The organism is Nocardioides koreensis, from assembly GCF_039531775.1.
In the GTDB taxonomy this organism is placed as follows: Bacteria; Actinomycetota; Actinomycetes; order Propionibacteriales; family Nocardioidaceae; genus Nocardioides; species Nocardioides koreensis.
Genome location: NZ_BAAAQR010000003.1, coordinates 134,401 through 155,497, shown reverse-complemented (window position 1 = coordinate 155,497; position 21,097 = coordinate 134,401). Strand labels below are relative to the sequence as shown.

At 73.2% G+C, this 21,097-nt stretch carries 21 protein-coding genes, 2 pseudogenes and 1 riboswitch; of the genes and pseudogenes, 15 read left to right on the top strand and 8 right to left on the bottom strand.

From position 1 onward, the window contains the following. Positions 1-36 precede the first annotated feature (36 nt). Genes ABD268_RS07015 through ABD268_RS07005 form a run of 3 tightly spaced genes read left to right on the top strand, consistent with a single transcriptional unit; the run spans position 37 to position 3,076 of the window. On the top strand, positions 37-1,026 hold the full coding sequence (locus ABD268_RS07015) for a lysylphosphatidylglycerol synthase transmembrane domain-containing protein (protein ID WP_344149472.1): 990 nt from the start codon (positions 37-39) through the stop codon (positions 1,024-1,026). After that, positions 1,023-2,147 (top strand): glycosyltransferase family 4 protein, encoded by a 1,125-nt coding sequence (locus ABD268_RS07010; RefSeq protein WP_344149470.1) that lies wholly within the window; start codon positions 1,023-1,025, stop codon positions 2,145-2,147. The genes ABD268_RS07015 and ABD268_RS07010 overlap by 4 nt, the downstream gene beginning before the upstream one ends. Further along, positions 2,144-3,076 (top strand): PIG-L family deacetylase, encoded by a 933-nt coding sequence (locus ABD268_RS07005; RefSeq protein WP_344149468.1) that lies wholly within the window; start codon positions 2,144-2,146, stop codon positions 3,074-3,076. The genes ABD268_RS07010 and ABD268_RS07005 overlap by 4 nt, the downstream gene beginning before the upstream one ends. Before the next feature lie 10 nt (positions 3,077-3,086). Here ABD268_RS07005 and ABD268_RS07000 read toward each other — a convergent pair. Both ABD268_RS07000 and ABD268_RS06995 read right to left on the bottom strand, forming a co-directional pair. Further along, a pseudogene (locus ABD268_RS07000) lies at positions 3,087-4,292 on the bottom strand (VTT domain-containing protein); the annotation flags it as partial. Between the two features lie 65 nt (positions 4,293-4,357). After that, entirely contained in the window at positions 4,358-5,005 is a 648-nt protein-coding gene (locus ABD268_RS06995) for a phosphatase PAP2 family protein (protein ID WP_344149466.1), read from the bottom strand. Between the two features lie 161 nt (positions 5,006-5,166). Here ABD268_RS06995 and ABD268_RS06990 point away from each other — a divergent pair, with 161 nt between their 5' ends. Together ABD268_RS06990 and ABD268_RS06985 are read left to right on the top strand one after the other, a co-directional pair. Next, complete coding sequence (locus ABD268_RS06990; protein WP_344149465.1) at positions 5,167-6,459, top strand: hemolysin family protein; 1,293 nt, start codon at positions 5,167-5,169, stop codon at positions 6,457-6,459. A gap of 149 nt (positions 6,460-6,608) precedes the next feature. Beyond that, positions 6,609-6,753, top strand: a riboswitch (cyclic di-AMP (ydaO/yuaA leader). Continuing rightward, positions 6,753-7,091, top strand: a complete 339-nt coding sequence (locus ABD268_RS06985) for a transglycosylase family protein (RefSeq protein WP_344149463.1) — start codon at positions 6,753-6,755, stop codon at positions 7,089-7,091. (Overlaps the previous riboswitch by 1 nt.) A 32-nt stretch (positions 7,092-7,123) precedes the next feature. Here the strand turns inward: ABD268_RS06985 and ABD268_RS06980 are convergent, their stop codons facing one another. From ABD268_RS06980 to ABD268_RS06965, 4 genes are read right to left on the bottom strand one after another with little or no spacing between them, the layout of a single operon-like run. Continuing rightward, positions 7,124-7,492 carry an ArsR/SmtB family transcription factor gene (locus ABD268_RS06980; protein ID WP_344149461.1) on the bottom strand — a complete coding sequence of 123 codons (369 nt, stop codon included), beginning with the start codon at positions 7,490-7,492 and terminating at the stop codon, positions 7,124-7,126. A gap of 16 nt (positions 7,493-7,508) precedes the next feature. Further along, positions 7,509-7,871, bottom strand: coding sequence for a DUF202 domain-containing protein (locus ABD268_RS06975; protein WP_344149459.1), 363 nt, complete (start codon positions 7,869-7,871; stop codon positions 7,509-7,511). Beyond that, complete coding sequence (locus ABD268_RS06970; protein ID WP_344149457.1) at positions 7,871-8,248, bottom strand: YidH family protein; 378 nt, start codon at positions 8,246-8,248, stop codon at positions 7,871-7,873. Before ABD268_RS06970 ends, ABD268_RS06975 begins: the two co-directional genes overlap by 1 nt. Positions 8,249-8,273: 25 nt before the next feature. After that, positions 8,274-9,416 (bottom strand): MBL fold metallo-hydrolase, encoded by a 1,143-nt coding sequence (locus tag ABD268_RS06965; RefSeq protein WP_344149455.1) that lies wholly within the window; start codon positions 9,414-9,416, stop codon positions 8,274-8,276. Between the two features lie 120 nt (positions 9,417-9,536). On the opposite strand from ABD268_RS06965, the gene ABD268_RS06960 reads away from it, so the two are divergent. The 10 genes and pseudogenes from ABD268_RS06960 (at position 9,537) to ABD268_RS06915 (ending at position 19,474) form a co-directional block, all read left to right on the top strand. Continuing rightward, positions 9,537-10,040 carry a DsrE/DsrF/DrsH-like family protein gene (locus ABD268_RS06960; RefSeq protein ID WP_344149453.1) on the top strand — a complete coding sequence of 168 codons (504 nt, stop codon included), beginning with the start codon at positions 9,537-9,539 and terminating at the stop codon, positions 10,038-10,040. A 47-nt stretch (positions 10,041-10,087) separates the two neighbouring features. Next, complete coding sequence (locus ABD268_RS06955) at positions 10,088-10,321, top strand: sulfurtransferase TusA family protein (RefSeq protein WP_344149451.1); 234 nt, start codon at positions 10,088-10,090, stop codon at positions 10,319-10,321. Positions 10,322-10,325: 4 nt separating this feature from the next. Continuing rightward, on the top strand, positions 10,326-11,843 hold the full coding sequence (locus ABD268_RS06950) for a 4Fe-4S dicluster domain-containing protein (RefSeq protein ID WP_344149449.1): 1,518 nt from the start codon (positions 10,326-10,328) through the stop codon (positions 11,841-11,843). 42 nt (positions 11,844-11,885) lie between these two features. Beyond that, a complete protein-coding gene (locus tag ABD268_RS06945) occupies positions 11,886-14,765 on the top strand; it encodes a molybdopterin-dependent oxidoreductase (protein WP_344149447.1) in 2,880 nt (959 codons plus the stop codon). Further along, entirely contained in the window at positions 14,762-15,898 is a 1,137-nt protein-coding gene (locus ABD268_RS06940; protein ID WP_344149445.1) for an Mrp/NBP35 family ATP-binding protein, read from the top strand. Before ABD268_RS06945 ends, ABD268_RS06940 begins: the two co-directional genes overlap by 4 nt. 3 nt (positions 15,899-15,901) lie before the next feature. Continuing rightward, on the top strand, positions 15,902-16,690 hold the full coding sequence (locus ABD268_RS06935; protein WP_344149443.1) for a GntR family transcriptional regulator: 789 nt from the start codon (positions 15,902-15,904) through the stop codon (positions 16,688-16,690). 98 nt (positions 16,691-16,788) lie between these two features. Further along, complete coding sequence (locus tag ABD268_RS06930) at positions 16,789-18,027, top strand: MFS transporter (protein ID WP_344149441.1); 1,239 nt, start codon at positions 16,789-16,791, stop codon at positions 18,025-18,027. Between the two features lie 36 nt (positions 18,028-18,063). Then, positions 18,064-18,336: pseudogene (locus ABD268_RS06925) on the top strand (type 2 periplasmic-binding domain-containing protein); the annotation flags it as partial. 92 nt (positions 18,337-18,428) lie between these two features. Next, the gene (locus ABD268_RS06920; protein ID WP_344149875.1) at positions 18,429-18,689 is read left to right on the top strand and encodes a type 2 periplasmic-binding domain-containing protein; all 261 of its coding nucleotides are present in this window, start codon (positions 18,429-18,431) and stop codon (positions 18,687-18,689) included. Between the two features lie 107 nt (positions 18,690-18,796). Beyond that, positions 18,797-19,474, top strand: a complete 678-nt coding sequence (locus ABD268_RS06915) for a TIGR00266 family protein (protein ID WP_344149439.1) — start codon at positions 18,797-18,799, stop codon at positions 19,472-19,474. 40 nt (positions 19,475-19,514) lie between these two features. Here ABD268_RS06915 and ABD268_RS06910 read toward each other — a convergent pair whose 3' ends face one another. After that, entirely contained in the window at positions 19,515-20,603 is a 1,089-nt protein-coding gene (locus tag ABD268_RS06910; RefSeq protein ID WP_344149437.1) for an ArsO family NAD(P)H-dependent flavin-containing monooxygenase, read from the bottom strand. Positions 20,604-20,626: 23 nt separating this feature from the next. Continuing rightward, a complete protein-coding gene (locus ABD268_RS06905) occupies positions 20,627-20,995 on the bottom strand; it encodes an ArsR/SmtB family transcription factor (protein ID WP_344149435.1) in 369 nt (122 codons plus the stop codon). Between the last annotated feature and the right edge of the window lie 102 nt (positions 20,996-21,097).

The following is a 21,097-nucleotide window of genomic DNA, read 5'->3' as shown; positions in this document are numbered from 1 at the left end:
TTCGACGTGACGGCGCCGCGCGGGAAGGAACTGCTCATGACGAGGTGGACCCTCCTGGGGAAGGCCGCACTCGTCGTCGGGGTCGCGGCCGGCGGCCTCTGGACGGCGACCCACGGCGCCGCCGGCGTCAGCTGGGTCGGCGTCCTCGGCGTGCTCGGAGGTGTGACCGCGTGGCAGCTCGGGCTGCTGGCCCTCGTCTGGCTGGGTGGGCTCGGGATCTACTCGTTGGTGCTCTCCGCCGCACTGCCGGGCCTGGGGGTGCGGCGCAGCCTGCTGCTGAACCTCAGCGGCAGCGCCGTCGCCAACGTCGTACCCCTCGGGGGTGCCGTCGCCACCGCGATGAACTGGCGGATGGTGCGCGCCTGGGGGCACTCCGACGGCGCCTTCGCCGCCTACTGCCTGCTGACCAACGTGCTGGACGTCCTGGCCAAGCTGGTGCTGCCGATGGTCGCGGTGGCCACCCTGGTGGCCCTGTCGCTGCACGTGCCACCGGTGCTCTGGGCGATCACGGCCGGTTGCGCGGCGGTCATCGTCGTCGCGCTGCTGGCGCGCGCGGTGCTGGGCCGTCGCCGCTCCGGTGCGGAGCCGGACGCCGGCTGGCTGCGCCACCTGCGCGCGCTCGGCCGGGAGTCGGGTGGCCGGATCCGCGAGGTGCTCGCCGGCCACTGGCAGCGGCTCCTGTCGGGCAGCATCGGGTACGTCGCTGCGCAGGTCGTGCTGCTCTACGTCTCCCTGCACGCCGTCGGGCTGGCCGCGCCGGTGGGCATCGTGCTGACCGCGGCCGCCATCGAGCGGCTCGGCACCCTGGTGCCGCTGACCCCGGGCGGGACCGGCGTGGCCGAGGTCGGCACCATCGCCTGGCTGGTGGCGGCCGGGCTCGACCCCGTCGCGGTGGTCGCCGGGGTCCTGCTCTACCGCGTGTTCCTGATCGTGATGGAGATCCCCGTGGGTGGCGCGCTGCTGGCCGCGTGGGTGTGGGGGCAGCGGACGTCCGCCGGCCGCCGCAGGTTCGGCACGGTCGCATGAGGATCCTGCACGTGGCCGACAGCTACCAGCCGGTGCTCGGTGGCATCGAGACCCACGTCGCCACGCTGGCGTCCCGGCAGGCGGCGCGCGGGGACGCGGTCACGGTGCTCACCACGACGCCGGCCGCGGCGGACGGCCGGCGCTGGGACGACTCCGGCCCGGTGACGGTGCGCCGCGCGCGCTCGGTCGCGGACGCCTCGCCGTTCGACTTCGCGGCGTACGACCTCGTGCACGCCCACGTGTCCGTGCTCTCGCCGTTCACCTCGCGGATGGCGGCGCTGGCCGCACGCCGCGGCGTGCCCACGGTCGTGACCGTCCACTCCATGTGGAACGGGCTGGGTCCGGTGGCGGCCCTGGCCGCGAGCCTCGCCGACCTGCGGCGTGCCCCGGTGCTCTGGACCGCGGTGAGTCGCGAGGCGGCCCACCAGCTCGCGCGCCACCTGCCCGGCCCGCCGTCGGTGCCGGTGCTGCCGAACGCGGTCGACGTGCCGCCGCGCGACCTCCACGTGCGCGGCGCCGGCCCGGTCCGGCTGGTGAGCACGATGCGGATCGCCCGTCGGAAGCGACCGCTGCCGCTGCTGACCGTCTTCGAGGCGCTCCGGCGGTCCACCGCCGTCGACGTCCAGCTGACCATCGTCGGCGACGGGCCGTTGCGGCGCCGGGCCGAGCAGCGGGTGCGGCACCGTGGCCTGGCCGACGCGGTCACCGTGACCGGTCGGCTCGAGCCGGCGGAGGTGCTGCACCACCTGGCCGGCGCCGACGTGTACGTCGCCCCGGCGCGGCTCGAGTCGTTCGGGCTGGCGGCGCTCGAGGCTCGGTGCGTCGGGCTGCCCGTCGTCGGCCATGCCGCCAGCGGGATGTCGGAGTTCGTCAGCGACGGCGTCGAGGGCTGGCTGGTGGCCTCCGACGCCGCCATGGTCGACCGGTTGCGGCTGCTCGTCGAGGACGAGCCGCTGCGGCACCGGGTCTCCGAGCACAACCGCACCCACCCGTCGTCGCTGACCTGGCGGTCCGCGCTCGAGGACAACGACCGCGCCTACGCGCTGGCCGCCGCGCCGCCCGCGGCCCTTGCCCGCGCACCCCGGCCCGTCGTCCGAGGGCGGGGAGGGGAGTCCCGATGACACGCGACGAGTCCGCCCGGTTCACGCTGCTGGCCTTCCACGCCCACCCCGACGACGAGGCGCTGCTGACCGGCGGCACCCTCGCGCAGGCCGCGGCGCGCGGGCACCGGGTGGTGCTGGTGACCGCGACCTGCGGCGAGCGCGGGCTGGCCGGCGCCGTCGACGGTGCGGGTGAGCGGCTCGCGCGCCTGCGCAGGGCCGAGCTGGAGGCGTCCGCCGCCGCCCTGGGCTGCGCCCGGGTCGTGTCGCTGGACTACGCCGACTCGGGCCTGAGGCCGGACCCGGCGGACGCCGACGCGTTCGTGCACGTCGACGTCGAGGCGGCCGCCGCTCGCCTCGCGGAGCTGCTGCGCGAGGAGGACGTCGACGTCCTGACGATCTACGACCCCAACGGCGGCTACGGGCACCCCGACCACGTCCAGGTGCACCGTGTCGGCAGCCGGGCCGCCGAGCTGGCCGGCACGCCGGTGGTGCTCGAGGCCACGGTGTCCGCCCCCCTCTTCGTCGGCTCGCTGCGACTGCTCCGGTTCCTCGGCAGCGCCCTGGGACGCTCGGCCCCGCTCGGGGTGGACCGGGTGTTCAGCCCCCGGAGCCGCATCACGCACCGGATCCGGGTGCGGAACCAGCTCGACGCGAAGCGGGCCGCGCTGGCGGCGCACGCGTCGCAGCGCCGCGCCGAGGGCCAGGTCCGGGCCCTGGAGCGCATCCTGCGGCTGCCCCGGCCGATCTTCGCGCTCGCCTTCGGCACCGAGTGGTACGCCGAGCAGGGCAGGCCCGCGGGCGAGCGGTTCACCGACGTCTTCGCGACGGTCCCCAGCCGGCGGGATCCTCGTCCGGGACGGCAGGCGCTGCGGCATCCACCGCGGGCCCGGAGCGCAGCCACGAGCGTGCCACCCACCACCAGCACAGCAGCGCGACGCCGAGGGTGACGGACCCGAGCACATCGGTGAGCCAGTGCATGCCGAGGTAGACCCGGCTGGCCGCCACCACCGCGACCACCAGGGCGGCGCCGCCGGCCAGCAGAGCACGCGTCCGCGCGGCCCTGCCGGACGCCAGCAGCACCACCAGCACGCCGTACGCCGCCGTGGCCTGCAGCGTGTGGCCCGACGGGTACGACCACCCGCTGGCGGCGGCGAGCCAGTCCGCGGCGGGCGGCCGGTGGCGGTGGACGGCCTCGCCCACGACCGCGCGGGCCAGGAGGGCCGCGCCGTAGACGATCGTGATCCACGCCAGCGGCGTCCACGTGCGGCGGGCCCGCCACAGCGCGAGCCCCGCGAGCAGCAGCAGCGGGACGAGCACGGCGTTCGACCCCAGCCAGGTGGCAGCCTGCATCAGGCGGTCCAGCCAGGCGAGGCGGTGGTCGAGCACCCACGCGTGGACACGAGGGTCGAGCGAGGTCAGCTCCTCGCGGGCGACGACGTCCTGGGTGATGCCCAGGAAGAGCCACGTGGAGCCCGCCCCGGTCGCGACCACCGCCGTCAGGGGGAGCCCGCCGCCGGTCGCCGGGTCGAGCCTCCGGCCCACCCACGTGGTGGTGCGGGGAAAACGCGCGGCCAGGCGCACCACCGGGCGACTGGCGACGAGCCGGTCCCGCTGGCGCCGCGCCCAGCCGCTGTGGCGCCGCCGCACCACCAGGCCCGTCGCGGCGCCGGCGAGGACCAGCGCGAGGGCGCCGAGCCCGATGCGGGAGGCGAGCTGTGCGACCTGCTGCCAGCTGCTGCCGCCGACGTAGCCGAGCAGGACCGACATGGTCGCCCAGGCGGCGCCGCCGGCGACGTTGTAGACGGCGAAGGTCGGGTAGTGCATCCGCGACATGCCCGCCAGCCCCGGGATCATCACCCGCAGCGCCGCGGTGAACCGGCCGAGGAAGACGGCCTTGCCGCCCCGGTCGGCGATGTAGCGCTCGGCCCGGTCGAGGTGCTCATGGCGCACGAACCGCCCGAGCACGCCCTGGAGGAGGCGACGGCCGTACCGCCGCCCCACCAGGTACCCGACCGAGTCACCGACGATCGCGCCGGCGATCGCTGCCACCAGCACGGCCGCGAGGGACGCGTGGCCCTCGGCGGCGAGGACGCCGCCCAAGATCAGGGCCACCTCGCCGGGGAAGACGAAGCCGACGAACGCCGACGACTCCAGCGCGGGCATCGCGAACACCACCAGCAGGGCCACCCAGATCGGCAGCGCGAGGATGTGCGAGGCGACCGAGTCGATCACGGGCTTTCGAGCTGCCCCGGCGCCGTGGCCGGGCCGGCGCTGACGAAGATGCGCAGCGGGGTGCCGGCCAGGGCCTCGACGAGCCGCACCAGGACCCGGTGGACCAGCAGCCACCCGGCCAGCGTCACGAGTGCCCCGAAGAGCGCCCCGGCGATCACGTCACCGGGGAAGTGGGCGCCGACGTACACCCGGGTCGCGCACATCGCCAGCGCGGCGACGGCGGCCACCACGCCCAGGCGCCGGTTGGCGACGAAGATCCCGGCCGCCACCGAGCCGGCCATCACCGCGTGGTCGCTGGGGAACGAGAAGTCGCTGGTGCGGGAGACGAGCACGAGCACGTGCGGGAGAACGGCGTACGGGCGCGCCTCGTCGACGGCGCCGCCGACCAGCTGGTTGAGGCCGACCGCGAGCACGGTCCCGAGCGGCGCCCACAGCGCCGCGGCGACCGCCTTCGGGTCGCGCCGGCCGCGGGCGCTCCACCAGCTCCACAGCAGCAGCGCTGCGAACACGACGACGCCGTACTCCGCCCAGACCCGCGCCGGAGCGTGCAGCCACGGCGTGGACCGGGCGAACGAGTTCACGTGGAGGAACCAGGACCGGTCGAACGGCAGCTGGCCGGCGGTCTCCATGGTCGATGTGTGCACGGGGCCTCCCTGGTGGCTGCCACCGACGCTAGGCAGGACGGATGAAGGGAGCGTGAAAGTCTCCGCGGATCCGCCCCCGGGCCTTGGCCGCCCCGGCATGCTCGGGGAAAGGGTCCGGGACCGACGCCCGGGACCGCGCACAGGGGTTGGTGGCACGAGTCGTGAACGGTTACCTGCTGGACGTGGCGCTCATCGGGCTGCTGGTGCTTCTGAACGCCGCCTTCGCCGGCAGCGAGATGGCGCTGATCTCGCTGCGCGAGGGCCAGCTGAACAAGCTCGAGCGGGAGGGTGGCGCCCGCGCCCTGCGGCTGGTGCGCCTCGCGCGCGATCCGAACCGGTTCCTGGCCACGATCCAGATCGGGATCACCCTCGCCGGCTTCCTGGCCTCGGCGACCGCGGCGGTCTCGCTGGCCGAGCCGCTGGTGCCGAGCCTCGCCTTCCTCGGCTCCGCCGCCGAGCCGGTGGCGATCGCCGGCGTCACGATCGTGCTGACGTTCCTCACCCTCGTCTTCGGCGAGCTCGCCCCCAAGCGGATCGCGATGCAGCGGGCGCTGCCGTGGGCGCTGCGGGTGGTCCGGCCCCTCGACGTGGTCTCCCGGGTCTCCCGGCCGGCGGTGGCCCTCCTCGGCGCGTCGACCAACCTCGTCGTACGCCTCTTCGGCGGTCACCCCGAGGCCGCCGCGGACCAGCTCAGCCCCGAGGAGCTGCGCGACCTGGTCAGCAGCCACCAGGGCCTGCAGGCGGAGCAGCGCGAGATCATCAGCGGCGCCCTCGAGCTGCACGACCGGATCCTGCGCGAGGTCCTGGTGCCGCGCGGGTCGGTGTTCTTCCTGCGCAGCAACGTGACGGCGGTGGAGGCGCGTGTCGCGATGGCGCAGACGGGGCACTCCCGGGTGCCGGTCACCAACAGCCACGGCCTCGACGACGTGGTCGGCGTGCTGCACTGGGCGTCCCTGGTCTCCGACGACGCCGTCCTGATCGGGACGCTCACCACGCCCGCCCTGATGCTTCCGGAGACGATGCGCATCTCCGATGCGCTGCGCGAGCTGCGGGCCGGGCGTCAGCAGATGGCGATCGTCATCGACGAGTACGGCGCGGCCGACGGCATCGTCACCCTGGAGGACCTGCTCGAGGAGATCGTGGGCGAGATCTACGACGAGACCGACCGCGACGTGATCGGGGTCGAGGCGGCCACCGACGGGTCCTACGTCCTGCCCGGCACCTTCCCCATCCACGACCTCGTGGACCTGGGGGTGGTGATCGACGCCCGGCACACCGGCGAGTACGCCACCGTCGCCGGGATCGTCCTCAAGCGCCTGGGCCGGATCCCCGACGTGGCCGGTGACGTCATCGAGCTCGAGCGCTGGAGCATCGAGGTGCTCGAGGTGGCCCACCACGCGGTGACGAAGGTGTGCCTGCGGCCGAACCCCGCGCCGCCCGAGGTGGACGGCTGAGGCAGCCGAGAGGCGCGTCACATCCCGGCCCCGCGGGTCCCCCATCTGGGGGGCGGACCGTTGGGTCGGGCCCGGCCCGCTGCCTAGGGTGACGTGTCCCGTACAGCCGGGACCACCTCCCGGTCACGCCGAGTCCTGTCCGGCCGGAGGTCCCACGAGCACCGAGGACAGGAGCGGGGAACCCACCGTTCCCGGGCCGCGACCGCGGTCCTCGGGGTGAAGCCATCAGCGATGGCCGGGCACACCTCAGCCCGAACCCGACAGCTAACCCCGAAGGCGTGTGGAGGATCCTCATGCGCTTTCGCATGCTCGTCTCGTCCGTCGTCGCCGCCTTCGCCGCGATGACCGCCGTCACCACGGTGGGCACCCCCGCCGAGGCGGCCACCACCCACACCTGGGAGCGGCTGGCCCAGTGCGAGTCCGGCGGCCGCTGGCACATCAACACCGGCAACGGCTACTACGGCGGCCTGCAGATCAGCCGCAGCACCTGGGCCGGGTACGGCGGGAAGAAGTTCGCGCCGCTGCCGAGCCGGGCCACCAAGAAGGAGCAGATCAAGGTGGCCGAGCGGATCAAGCACGGCCAGGGCTGGGGTGCGTGGCCGAGCTGCTCGAGCAAGCTCGGGCTGCGCTGACCCGCGCGCGTCGGGCTCAGCGCCGGCGGGTCTCAGCCGAGGAAGACGCCGCTGACCCTGCCCGTCGGCTCGTCCGGGGGTGCGTCGGGGACCGGACCGGCGGGGCCGGCCTCGGCGACGAACTCACGCATCAGGTCGATCGCGCGCAGGATCTTGTCGCTGCGCAGCGAGTAGTAGACCGTGGTGCCGGCGCGGCGCGAGGAGACGATGCCGCGCTCGCGGAGCATCGCGAGGTGCTGGCTCGCGTTGGACTGGCTGACGCGCAGCTCGTCGCAGATGTCGCCGACGCTGCGCTCGCCGTCGCGGAGCAGGCTGATGATCAGGAGCCGCTTGGGGTCGGCGATCGCCTTGCACACCCGTGCGTGCAGCTCGCGCAGCTCGCTCTCGAGGGCCTCGTCCATCACCACCTCCGGGGGGTCATCCGAGGACCTCGGACAGGGTGATGAGCGCAATGGCCGACACCGCCAGCCCGGTCACGGTGCAGGCCAGGACCAGGATGGGGACCGCGTCGCTCGGGGTCTCTCCGGCGTCGACCCGACGCAGGGTCTGCTCGTAGCGCAGCTCGGTCAGCACCAGCAGGACCAGCGCGACGAGGAGCCCGAGCAGCCCCGGCAGGGCGCCGAGCAACCGGCCCCCGGTCTGGTGGAGCAGCAGGGCGGAGACGCCGCCGACGCCCAGCGCGGTGCGCTGCCAGGCCATGGCGGTGCGCTCGGCCTGGAGGCCGGCGTCGCGGGACTGCCCGGACCGGTCCGGGTCGCCCAGCAGCCGTCGGAAGATCATCAGTCGGCCAGATCGACGATCACCAGGGCCAGCGCGACGAGCGCGGCCAGGACGAGGGACCCCGCCACCAGCCGGGGGATGAAGGACTGGGGCAGCTCACGACCCAGGCGCATGGCGCGCTCGTTGCGCTCCCAGTGGCGGTACGACGCCGCGGCGAGCAGGCCGCCGATGCCGATCAGCAGGAACCCCAGGCCGTGGCGGATGACCGTCAGGCCGGGGACGAAGCGGATCACGGCCACCCCGGCGGCCATCATCGCCAGGGCCGTGCGCACCCAGGCCAGGAACGTCCTCTCGTTGGCGAGCGTGAAGCGGTAGTCGGGGCTCTCGCCGACCTCGCGCAGTCGTGGGCGTCGCCCCGACGACCTCGGCTCGTCCATCACGCCCCGCCCTCCGTGCCTCTGGTCAGCGCAGCGTCGTGGACGCCGCGCACTGGTTCCTGCCCACCTCGAGTATCTCCAGGTCGTCCTCGGACGGCCGGACCTGCCCGGTGTTGACCAGCCGGATCGTGTCGTAGGTGCCGGGTGCCTCCGGCAGGGTCGCGACGATCTCCTCGACGAAGAGCTCGATCGCCTCCTCGTTGAGCAGCGTGGCCTCGAAGACGGTCTCGATCGTCGTGGTGACCTGACCGGCCCCGTTGATCTCCTCGGTGCTGGACCAGTGGGCGGGCGCGACGAGCGTGGTGGCGTCCAGCGGCCGGAGCCGCTCGTGGACGCTGCGGAACAGGTCGCGGGCGAGGTCCTCGGCCTGGCCGGTGAGGTCGGGGCGGCCGAGGCCCCGGACGAACACGGTGTCGCCGACGAGCAGGAGCCGGTCGGCCACCAGCAGCGCGGTGGTCCCCGGCGTGTGGCCGGGCAGGTGCATGGTCATCGCCCGGACCACGCTCCCGGCCCCGAGCGGGATCTCCTCGCCGTCGACCAGCGGGCGGTGCGGGAACGGGATCTCGGCCGTGCTGTCCTCGGGGGGCAGGTGGTACTCGGCGCCGACCTGCGCGGCCAGGTCCGGTCCGCCGCTGACGTGGTCGGCGTGCACGTGCGTGTCGACCACGTGGGTGACCCGCATCCCGTGCGCGGCGACCAGCTCGAGGTACGGCTCGACGTGCCGGGCGGGGTCGACCACGAGGCAGCTCTCGCCCGGGACCCCCACGACGTACGAGAGGCACCCCTTCGACGGACGCTGGAGCTGCCAGGCCCGGGCGGGCCCGGGGAGGACGTCGAGCGGCACCGGGACGAGCAGCCGGGACCAGGCCTGCATGCCACCGACCAGCGACCGGGTCTCCTTCCCCAGGGCGGCGAGCTCGGGCACCAGCATCGCCGAGCCGTGCCCGTGCCCGCACACGATCACCGCGCCGTCGAGGGTGTCGGGGGCGAACCGCTCGGGCTCGTCGAGCGCCTCGTAGACGGGCACGTTGCGGGTCGGGACGGGCCGGCGTCCCTCGATGCGGTGCGCCGCGAACTCGTCGGTGTTGCGGACGTCGAGGATCTGGGGGATCCCGCCGCGCCCGATCTCGTCGTAGAGCTCCTGGGCGGAGATGGTCCAGGCTTCCATGCCGCTCCTCCTGGGAATGTCCGTACAACAGGGGCCCGGAAGGCCTTGTTGTATGCGTCACAACGAATGTAGTGTGACGCAGCACACACGGCAACAGTGCCCGTTCGAGGAGGTCGAGAAATGACCGACACCGCAGACGAGGCCGACCCGGCCCAGCGGATGACGATCGTCGCGTGGAGCGGCGACCTGGACAAGGTCTGGCCCACGCTCATCCTCGGGTCGACCGGGGCCGCCTACGGCATGCGGACGACGATCTTCTTCACCTTCTGGGGGCTGTTCCCGCTGGTGCGTGACGACGTGCGGATCACCGGCACCAACGCCATGACCAAGGCGCTGGCCGGGATGAACCGGCCCGGCGTGAGCAACATGAAGCTCTCGAAGCTGCACATGGGCGGTGCGGGCGCGTGGATGATGCGCAAGCTCGCGCGCAACAACAAGGTCGCCAGCCCCAAGGAGCTGCTCGAGATGTGCACCGAGCTCGGGGTCAACCTGTGGCCCTGCGAGATGAGCATGGACCTGCTCGGGCTGCGTCGCGACCAGCTCATCGACGGGGCCGGGGAGCCGGTCGGCGCGGCCACGGCGCTCTCCGAGATGAGCCGGTCCCAGATCAACCTCTTCATCTGATCCGCCACCGACGGGCGTGAGCCCCGTCCCGGGAAACCAGGAGTGCCATGGACCACCAGATCGACGTCACCGTGGACGCCAAGGGGCAGAAGTGCCCGATGCCGGTGCTGCTGACCTCGCGAGGCATGAAGAACCTCAGCCCCGGCCAGGTGATGCTGGTCGAGGCGACGGACAGCGGCTCACGCAGCGACATCCCCTCGTGGGCCAAGGACACCGGCAACGAGCTCCTCGACAGCTCGGTCGAGGACGGCGTGTTCCGCTACGTCATCCGGAAGAGCTGACTGGATGCGCTACGGGTTCGCGATCGACCAGCGGACGTGCATCGGGTGCCACGCGTGCACCGTGGCCTGCAAGACCGAGCACGAGGTGCCGGTCGGTCAGTTCCGCACGTGGGTGAAGTACGTCGACAGCGGCTCGTTCCCGGACACGACCCGCTCCTTCGGGGTGATGCGCTGCAACCACTGCACGGACGCCCCGTGCCTCAAGATCTGCCCGACCCAGGCCTTGTTCAAGCGCGACGACGGCATCGTCGACTTCGACAAGGACCGGTGCATCGGCTGCAAGAGCTGCATGCAGGCCTGTCCCTACGACGCGATCTACATCGACGAGGACACCCACACCGCGGCGAAGTGCAACCTGTGCGCCCACCGCGTCGACGCCGACCTCGAGCCGGCCTGCGTCGTGGTGTGCCCGACGCACTCGATCTGGGTGGGCGACCTCGACGACCCCACGAGCGGGATCGCCCGGCTGGTGAGCACCCACGAGACGAGCGTGCGCTCGCCCGAGCAGAACACCGGCCCCAACGTGTTCTACCTCGGCGCGGACCGGGCGGTGCTCGATCCGCTGGCCGCCCCCGTCGACGACACCTACATCTGGGCGCGGCCCGACGAGCAGCGCCTCACCAACGCCCGCGACCTGACCCCGGACCCGACCACGAACGCGCGCACCACGCTGAACACCGCGCACCCGCGGCCCTGGGGGTGGCGGGTGACGACGTACCTGTGGACCAAGGCGGTCGGCGCGGGCGCCCTCGCCCTGGCCGGGCTCGCGCACCTGCTCGGGATCGACCTCGGTGCGGTGGGGGACTACGTCGCCCCGGCGCTCGGCCTGTTCGGCGCGGCCACGACCGGGGCGCTGCTGGTCTGGGACCTCAAGCGCCCCGACCGGTTCCTCTACATCTTCCTGAAGTCGAACTGGACCTCCTGGCTGGTGCTCGGCGCCTACGTGCTCACGGCGTTCTCCGGTGGCGCCGTGCTGTGGCTGCTGGCCGCCGCCCTCGACGTCGGGTGGCTGATGACGCTGCTCGCGTGGCTGGCGCTTCCCGTCTCCGCGCTGATGGCCGGCTACACGGCCTTCCTGTTCGGCCAGGCCGAGGGCCGCGACCTGTGGCAGTCCCCGGTGCTGTTCTGGCACCTGGTCGTCCAGGCGGTGATGGTCGGCGTCGGCGCTCTCGCCGTGGCCGGCGCCGTCGCCGGGCTCTCCGATCGGGCCTGGACCCTGCTGGCGGTCTCCTTCGTGCTCGCGGCCGGCCTGCACCTGCTGGTCCTCGCGGTTGAGTACGCCGGCACGCATGCCAGCCGGCAGGCGGCCGTGGCGGCGCGCATCATCACCCACGGGCGCTACGCGCGGACGTTCTGGCTCGGCGCGGTGCTGCCCGTGGCGGTCGCCGTGGTGCTGGGCGCGCTGACCTGGGGCGACCTCACGACGGGCGCACTGGTGGTGGCCGGCCTGCTCGTGCAGCCGGCCCTGCTCGCCTACGAGAGCGTCTTCGTCCGCGCCGGCCAGGACGTGCCGCTCTCATGACCCGTACGCCGTCGCCCGCCCGACCCGGAGGGACCACCCGCCATGACCGCTGAGCTCGACCCGGAGACCCGACGCCCGGCGCTGCCCGGCGAGCGCACCCACGAGCGGCTGCGGAACTTCCCGCCCGTGGAGAACTGGGACCACCACGTCGAGTACGACGCCAAGGCGCACCCGCGCAAGGTGCCCCACGAGTACATGCTGGTGCCCACCACGTGCTTCAACTGCGAGTCGGCCTGCGGGCTGCTGGCCTACGTCGACAAGTCCGACCTGTCGATCAAGAAGCTGGAGGGCAACCCCGCGCACCCCGGCTCCCGGGGACGCAACTGCGCCAAGGGGCCGGCCACGATCAACCAGCTCAACGACCCGGAGCGGATCCTGCATCCGCTGCGCCGCTCCGGCAAGCGCGGCGGCGGGGAGTGGGAGCGGGTCAGCTGGGACGACGCCCTCGACGACATCGCCGCCCGGATCCGCGCGGCGATCGTCGAGGAGCGCACCAACGAGGTGGTCTACCACGTGGGCCGACCCGGCGAGGACGGCTTCGCCGAACGCTTCCTGCTGGCCTGGGGCGTCGACGGGCACAACAGCCACACCAACATCTGCTCCGCCGGCGCCCGGCTCGGCTACTCGCTGTGGGGCGGCTACGACCGCCCCTCGCCCGACTACGCGAACGCCAAGGTGATCCTGCTGATCTCGAGCCACCTCGAGGCCGGCCACTACTTCAACCCGCACGCCCAGCGGATCATGGAGGGCAAGGTCTCCGGGGGAGCGAAGGTCGTGGTGCTCGACCCACGGCTGTCCAACACCGCCTCGCACGCCGACCTGTGGGTGGCGCCGTGGCCGGGCAGCGAGGCCGCGATCCTGCTGGCGGTGGCGTCGTACCTGTTGCGCACCGACCAGGTGGACCGGGCCTTCCTGCGCCGCTGGGTCAACTGGTCGACCTACCTCCAGCACCTGCACCCCGAGCTCCCGGCCGACGACTTCGACGCGTTCATGGGCGCCCTCGCCGAGGACTACTCCACCTACACGTTCGCCTACGCGGCGGAGGAGGCGCAGGTCCCCGAGGAGCAGGTCGCCGAGCTGGCCCGCATCGTGGCGTCCGCCGGGAGCGCGCTGTCCGCGCACGTGTGGCGGGCGGCGACCGCCGGCAACCTGGGCGGCTGGCAGGTCTCGCGCGCGCTGTTCTTCCTCAACGTCCTCACCGGCAGCGTCGGCACCAAGGGCGGCACCAGCCCGAACGGCTGGGACAAGATCATCGCCCACGGGCCGAACGTCCCCGGTGGCCACGACAGCTGGAACGAGCTGCTCTGGCCGGCGGAGTTCCCGATGTCCACCAACGAGATGTCCATCCTGCTGCCGCACCTGCTCAAGGACGGCCGCGGCAAGCTGGCGATGTACTTCTCGCGCGTCTACAACCCCGTCTGGACCAACCCCGACGGCTTCAGCTGGCTCGAGGCGCTCACCGACGAGTCGCTGGTCGACTGCCACGTCGCGCTGACGCCGACCTGGTCGGAGACCGCGACCTTCGCCGACTACGTGCTGCCGATGGGGCACAGCACCGAGCGGCACGACACCCAGTCCTACGAGCAGTACGCCGGCAAGTGGCTCGGCTTCCGGCAGCCGGTGACCCGGGTGGCGCTGGAGAAGATGGGCCGGGCCGTGTCGGACACCCGCGAGTCGAACCCGGGGGAGGTGTGGGAGGAGAACGAGTTCTGGTTCGAGCTCTCCTGGCGAATCGACCCCGACGGGTCCCTCGGCATCCGCAAGTACTTCGAGTCGCCGTACCGGCCCGGCGAGAAGGTGACCGTCGACGAGTACTACCGCTGGGTCTTCGAGAACAGCGTGCCCGGGCTGCCCGAGGCGGCGGCGGAGCAGGGGCTCACACCGCTGGACTACATGCGCAGGTACGGCGTCTTCGAGGTGGCCAAGGACTCCTACCGGCTCGACGAGCGCCCGCTGACCGACGCCGAGGTCGAGGGGGCCACCCCGGACGAGCGCGGAGTGCTGCGCAAGCCGGTCACCCTCGACTCCACGCCGCCGCTGGTGGGGGAGGCCGGCTCGATCGGCGTCGTGCACGAGGACGGCACCCGCACCGCGGGCTGGCTGACCCCGTCGCGGAAGCTGGAGCTCTTCAGCGACACGATGGTCGACTTCGGGTGGGCGGAGTACGCCAGCCCCGGCTACATCGAGTCGCACGTGAGTCGTCGGGCCATCGACGAGTCGAACGGCGAGATGGTGCTGATGCCGACCTTCCGGCTGCCGACGCTGATCCACACCCGCAGCGGCAACGCGAAGTACCTCAACGAGCTCAGCAACACCCACCCGTTGTGGATGAACAGCGCCGACGCCGCGCGGCTGGGGTTCGCGACCGGTGACCTGGTGCGGGTGAACACCGAGATCGGCTACTTCGTGGCCCGGGCCTGGTCCACCGAGGCGATCCGGCCCGGGGTGATCGGCCTGTCCCACCACATGGGGCGCTGGCGGACCTCGGAGCACGCAGGCTCGCGGTGGGCGATGGGCCTGGTCGACCTGAGCAGGAGCGACGACGGGGTCTGGAAGCTGCGCTACAAGGAGGGGATCAAGCCGTTCGCCAGCGACGACCCCGACAGCGAGCGGATCCACTGGGACGACCCCGGCGTCCACCAGAACCTCGCCTTCGCCGTGCACCCCGACCCGCTGTCCGGCATGCACTGCTGGCACCAGAAGGTGCGTCTCGAGCCGGCCCGGGACGACGACAGGTACGGCGACGTCGTCGTGGACACCAGGCGCTCCCGCGAGGTCTACCGCGCCTGGATGGAGAACACCCGTCCCGGCCCCAGCAGCTCCGGCCTGCGCCGGCCGGAGTTCATGATGCGCCCGGTCAAGCCGGTCCGCCGCGCCTTCCGCGCGGACGGCGGTCGCGCGGACGGGGAGGCCACCCGATGAGCCCGCTCTCCCGGCGTCGCACCGGCCCCGGGGTCGACCTCGACTCCGTCCACGCGGCTCTCGCCGGGGTGGAGGACCCCGAGCTCGGCCTGTCGCTGCCCGAGGCCGGGATGGTCGGGGCCGTCGAGCTCGGGCGCGGCGGGGCCGTCCACGTCACCGTCCGGCTGACCACGCCGACCTGCCCCATGAAGGAGCGGCTGGTCGCGGACGTGACCGAGGCGGTCGGTCGGGTCCCCGGTGTGGCGAGGGTCGAGGTCGGCCTCGCGGCGATGAGCGACGGCGAGCGGTTGCGGCTGGCCGGGCGCCTGCGGGGCGCACGACCCGAGGGCACCCACCCGTTCGGCGACGGCTCGTCGACCAGGGTCTACGCGGTCGCCAGCGGCAAGGGGGGAGTCGGCAAGTCCTCGCTGACCGCCAACCTCGCGGTCGCGCTGGCTCAGCAGGGGCAGCGGGTCGGGGTGCTCGACGCGGACGTGTGGGGCTACTCGATCCCGCAGCTGTTCGGCGTACGCCGCGCCCCCGTGGCCCTCAAGGGCGTGATGCTGCCGGTCGAGGCGCACGGCGTCGCGCTGATGTCGGTGGGGTTCTTCGTCGACGACGAGGAGCCGGTGGTGTGGCGCGGGCCGATGCTGCACAAGGCGATCGAGCAGTTCCTCGCCGACGTGCACTGGGGCCGGCTCGACACCCTGCTGCTCGACCTGCCGCCCGGCACCGGTGACGTGACGATGAGCCTGCTCGAGCTCCTCCCCGACGCCCAGCTGCTCGCCGTCACCACGCCGCAGCTGGCCGCCCAGACGGTCGCGGCCCGGGTGGGCCGGATGGCCCGGGACGCGCGGATGCCGGTCGCCGGGGTGGTGGAGAACATGTCCACCCTGGTCTGCCCGGCCTGTGCCCACGAGACGCCGCTATTCGGCGAGGGCGGGGGCGCCCGGCTGGCGGACGCGATCAGTGCGCCGCTGCTGGGTCGGGTGCCGCTGGACCTGCCGCTGCGCACGGCCGGCGACGTCGGGGTGCCCGCGATGGTGGCGACGCCGACCGCCCCGTCCGCGACCGAGATCCGCCGCATCGCCGGCGAACTGCCCGTCGTGCGCCGGAGCCTGGTCGGGCGGGCGCTCCCCCTGTCGGTGGTCTGAGCGGTGGTCCGACCGGACGGCCCGGGCGCGCAGCCGGTGGACCGGGCTGCCGGCGTACCGCTGTGGCGGCAGGTGCACGACGACCTGGTGCGGCGGGTCCGGGTCGGCGAGTTCACCGACGAGTTCCCCGGGGAGCTCGCCCTCGTCGACGCGTACGGCGTCAGCCGGCACACCGTCCGCGAGGCGCTGCGCCGGCTGCGGCAGGACGGGGTGGTCTCCGGCGAGCGCGGCCGCACGTCGCGCCTGACCGGCCCCGCCGAGATCGACCAGCCGCTCGGCACCCTGTACAGCCTGTTCGCCTCGGTCGAGGCCGCCGGCCAGACCCAGCGCAGCGTGGTGCGCGCGCGGGACATCCGCGCCGACGGCGTGGTCGCCCGGCGGCTGGCGCTGGAGGAGTCGACGCCACTGCTGTACCTCGAGCGGCTGCGGCTGGCCAGCGGCCGGCCGCTCGCGCTCGACCGGGTGTGGCTGCCGGCCGACCTGGCCCGGCCGCTGCTCGAGGCCGACTTCACCGAGACCGCCCTCTACGAGCAGCTCCGGGTGCGGTGCGGGATCCGGCTCTCGGGCGGCGAGGAGCACATGCGCGCGGTGGTGCCGACACCGGCCGAGCAGCGGATCCTGGAGATGCCTGACGGCGTCGCCGCGCTCACGATCGAGCGCCTCGCCTTCAGCGACCGACAGCCGGTCGAGTGGCGACACACGCTGGTCCGGGGCGACCGGTTCGCCGTCAGTGCCGAGTTCTCGTCGCGCACCGGCTACCAGCTGACCGGCGGGTCCTCGGCGTTCAGCTGAGCGGCCCGGTGTCGCGGTGACCCGCCTCGCACATGACGGTGTGCGAGTCGGGTCGGCGCCGCCGCAGCGTCGGGCCACGCCGATGCGAGACTGCGGGCGTGACCAGCAGCGACGTCTTCATCTCGAGAGCGTTCCTGCGGTACTGGCGCGCCACCGCGGTGTCCGGGCTCGGCACCTACGTCACGCTCTTCGCGCTGCAGGCGCTGGTGGTCCTCACCCTGCACGGCTCGGCAGCGGACGTCGGCTGGCTCAACGCCGCGCGGTTGCTGCCCTACCTCGTCCTCGGGCTCGTCGTGGGCGCGATCGTCGACGGCAGGCGCCGACTGCCGCTCCTGGTGCGCACCGACCTGGTGCAGGCCGCGCTGCTGTGGACCATCCCGCTGATGTGGTGGCTGGACCTGCTGTCCCTGCCCGCGCTGATGCTGATCGTCATCGCCTACGGCACCGCCTCCGTGGTCAACGGCGCGGCCACGATGTCCTTCCTGCCGCGGCTCCTCGAGGCGCAGCACCTCCAACCAGGTCACGCCCGCATCGACGGTGCCGACGCGGTGTCCTCGACGGCAGGCCCGGCGCTCGGCGGACTGCTGGTCAGCGCGATCGGTGCCCCGCTGGCCGTCCTGCTCGACTCCCTCACCTACCTGTACTCGGCGCTCACGCTGCGCCGGATCGACGTCGACGAGCCGCCACCGCGCACGGGCGTCACCGCACGGGGGCTGGTGGGCGAGGTCGTCGACGGAGTCCGGTGGGCCTACGGCGGCTCCGGCCTGTCCACGCTCGCGCTCGCGACCCACGCGTGGTTCGTCGGCCACGCGATCGTCGGGGTGGTGCTCGCCCCGTACGCGCTGCGGACCCTCGACCTCACTGCTCTCCAGTTCGGCCTGGTGGGTGCGGCGGGCGGAGTCGGCGCCGTCATCGGCGCCACCGTCACCACCTGGGTGGGTCGACGCCTCGGCACCGGGCGCACCATCATCTTCTGCCACGCCGTCACGACCGTCGCAGTGATCGCGATGGCGCTCGCCGGGCAACAGGCGTCGGCCGGCAGAACGCTTGCCGTCCTCATGGTCGGGCAGGGCCTCTACGGCCTGGCGATGGGGATGAGCAACTCCCACGAGATGAGCTACCGCCAGCTGATCACGCCGGACGAGCTGCAGGCCCGCACGAACACAACCCTGCGTTCGCTCAACCGGGCGGTCGTCGTGCTCGTCGCGCCCCTCGCAGGAGTGCTCGCCGACGGCTGGGGGATCCGGCCCGTGCTGTGGCTGGCGGCCGTGATCTTCGCAGCCGTCGCGGCGGGGCTCGGCGCAACCTCCTTCCGCCACGTACGAGCCCCGACGTAGACCGGCGGAGGAGCCGGTGCCGATAGCCTCCGCCACGTGACGACCACGACGGCGGCCATTGCCGCGGACCTGGCGCCCACGGGTGTGCTCCGGGCCTCGATCAACCTGGGCAACCCGGTCCTGGCCCAGGGCTCGCCCGAGACGCCCACCGGCGTGACGGTCGACCTCGCGCGCGAGGTCGGTGCGCGCCTGGGCGTGCCGGTGGAGCTGGTCTGCTTCGACGCGGCCCGGAAGTCCTACGACGCGATGGCGGCGGGCCGGTCCGACCTCTGCTTCCTGGCCGTCGACCCGGCCCGCGAGGCCGAGGTCGCCTTCACCGCGCCGTACGTCGTGATCGAGGGCGTGTACGTCGTGCCCCGGGACTCGGAGCTGACCACGCCCGCGGGGAGGAGGGGGTCGACGTGTTCCGCGCCCGGGGCCTGGAGGCGGGCGCCGGCATCCGGCAGCCGACGGCCCGCTTCGTCGCGGCGCATCCCGACACCCGGCTGGTCGAGGAGCGGTTCATGCAGATCCAGCAGGCGGTCGGCACGACCCGGTCGCGTCGACCCGAGACCGTCACGTTCCTCCGGGACCTCGTCGAGGAGCTGAAGGCGGGCGGGTTCGTGGCCGACGCGCTGCGCCGCTCGCGCCAGTCCGACGCCACGGTCGCCCCGCCCGGGTAGCCCTGCCTGCCTCATCCCCCGAAAGGGAGGATCCGGAGCCCGGTGACCGGGTAGACACGTCTGCATGTCCGCCGGGTCCGTCCCGGGCCCTCACCGAGGAGAAGCGCATGCAGGTCGACATCCACTCCGGGCCCTCCTTCGCCCTCGGCGAGATCACGCTGCCGCCCGGGGGAGCGGTCCGGGTCGAGGCCGGGGCCATGGCGATGACGCGTGGCGACGTCCAGATGACCACGTCCACGCGCGGTGGCTTCATGAAGGGCCTGCGCCGGTCCCTCGGCGGCGAGAGCTTCTTCGTCAACGACTACAGCTCCGAGCGCGGCGGCGTCGTCGGTGTCGCCGCGGTCCTCCCCGGGGACATGACCCGGGTCGCGCTCGAGGGCAGCGGCGCGCTGCTCGTGCAGTCCGGCTCCTGGACCGCGTCCGACCCGGGCGTGGAGGTGGACTCCACGTGGGGCGGCGGCAAGTCGTTCTTCAGCGGGGAGGGGCTGCTGCTCCTGCGCTGCACGGGCTCGGGGGACCTGTTGGTGTCGAGCTACGGCGCGATCCGTCCGCTCGAGCTCGCGCCCGGTGAGGTGATGACCCTCGACACCGGTCACGTCGTGGCGTTCGACGAGTCCGTGCAGTATGCCGTGCGCAAGGCCGGCGGCTGGAAGTCCACGATCCTGGGCGGCGAGGGGCTGGTCACCGACTTCACCGGGCCGGGCCGGGTCTGGTACCAGACCCGCAACAGCTCGGACCTCGTCGAGTGGATGGTCTCGAAGCTGCCTGCCCAGCGCAGCAGCTGACGCGGCGGCCGGACACCCGGGCCGGGGCGCAGAAGCCGCCTCAGAGCCGGGCCAGGATGTCGGCGGCGGTCGCGCGGGCGGACGGGCCGACACCGGCGAGCGTGGCCGAGGCGGGGCCGACCCAGTCGCCGTACCCGACGAGGTGGAGCCGTGGCTCGCGGACGGCGCGGGTCCCGGACGGTCCACCGACCGCGACCCGGCCCGCCTCGCCGTGCAGGTGGAGGCCCGTGAGATGCCGCAGGGCGGGCCGGAAGCCGGTGCACCAGATCACGGCGTCGGCCTCCTGCTCGGTGCCGTCGGCCCAGGCGACACCGGTCGGGGTGAGCCGGGCGAACATGGGCTGGGCCTTGAGGACGCCGCGCTCGCGGGCGTCCCGGACACCGGGCACCACCACGATGTCGCCGAGCCCCGCGACCCCGGCATGGTCGCGTCCCTCGCTCAGGGCCTGGATGCGCGCCCGCGCGGTGGCGAAGAGCACCCGGCCGTCGACGTCGTCCGGCAGGAACCTCGGAGGACGGACGGTGACCCAGGTGGTCTCCGCGACCGTCGACACCTCGGCCAGGATCTGGGCGGCCGAGTTGCCCCCGCCCACGACGAGGACCCGCTGCCCGGTGAAGCCGCCGGGGGAGCGGTACTGCGCCGCGTGCAGCTGGTGCCCCGCGAAGTCGCGCATCCCCGGGTAGGCCGGCCAGAACGGGCGGTCCCAGGTCCCGGTCGCGGAGACGACGAACCGTGCGGCGGTGGTCACCTCGCCCGCGGTGACTGCCAGCCGGCCGGCGGGGTCGTCGTCGGCCCGGACCACCGCGGTGACCCGGTGCGGGCGCAGCACGTGGAGGTCGTAGCGGTCCTCGTAGCGGGTCAGGTAGTCCACGACGTGCGTGCGTGGTGGGTACCCGAGCCTTGCGTCGTCCCAGGCGGGCATCATCCAGCCCGGCAGCGAGGAGTACGTCGAGGGCGAGAACAGCCTGAGCCCGTCCCACATGTGCTGCCAGGAGCCCCCCGGCTCCGCGCCGGCGTCGAGCAGCACGAGGTCCTTGCCGGGGGTGAGCCCCGCCCGGCGCAGGTAGAAGGCGGTCGCGAGGGCGGCCTGCCCGCCGCCGACGACGGTGACCTGGGTGTCGAGGTGCACGGGGGAGGCGATCGGTGGGCGCGTCAGCAGGTGAAGGCGAGCGCGTCACGCACCGCGGCGAGGCGCTCCGGCACGACCCGGTAGTAGACCCAGGTGCCGCGCTTCTCGGTCGCGACCAGGCCCACGTCACGCAGCAGCTTGAGGTGGTGGCTCGTGGTGGCGGCGGTCTTCTCGATGCTCGCGCTGAAGTCGCAGGCGCAGACCTCGTCGGCGTTCAGCAGCATCGACATGATCTTCACCCGGGCCGGGTCGCCCAGTGCCTTGAACATCCGGGCCAGCTCGGTGGCCGCGGTGTCGCTGACGCTCGACGGCGTGGTGCAGCACGCCGCGATCACCGGCAGCTCCGTGGCGTGGGAGGGGATCTGCTCCGGGGAGTCGGTGGTCGTGCTCATGGGTCCAGCCTATCGGCGAGGAGCAGATATTTCGAGAAATGTCGAAGAATTGCTTTGATGTTCGTCGAAGTTATGCTTCGATGAACGTCGAATCAGTCGCGG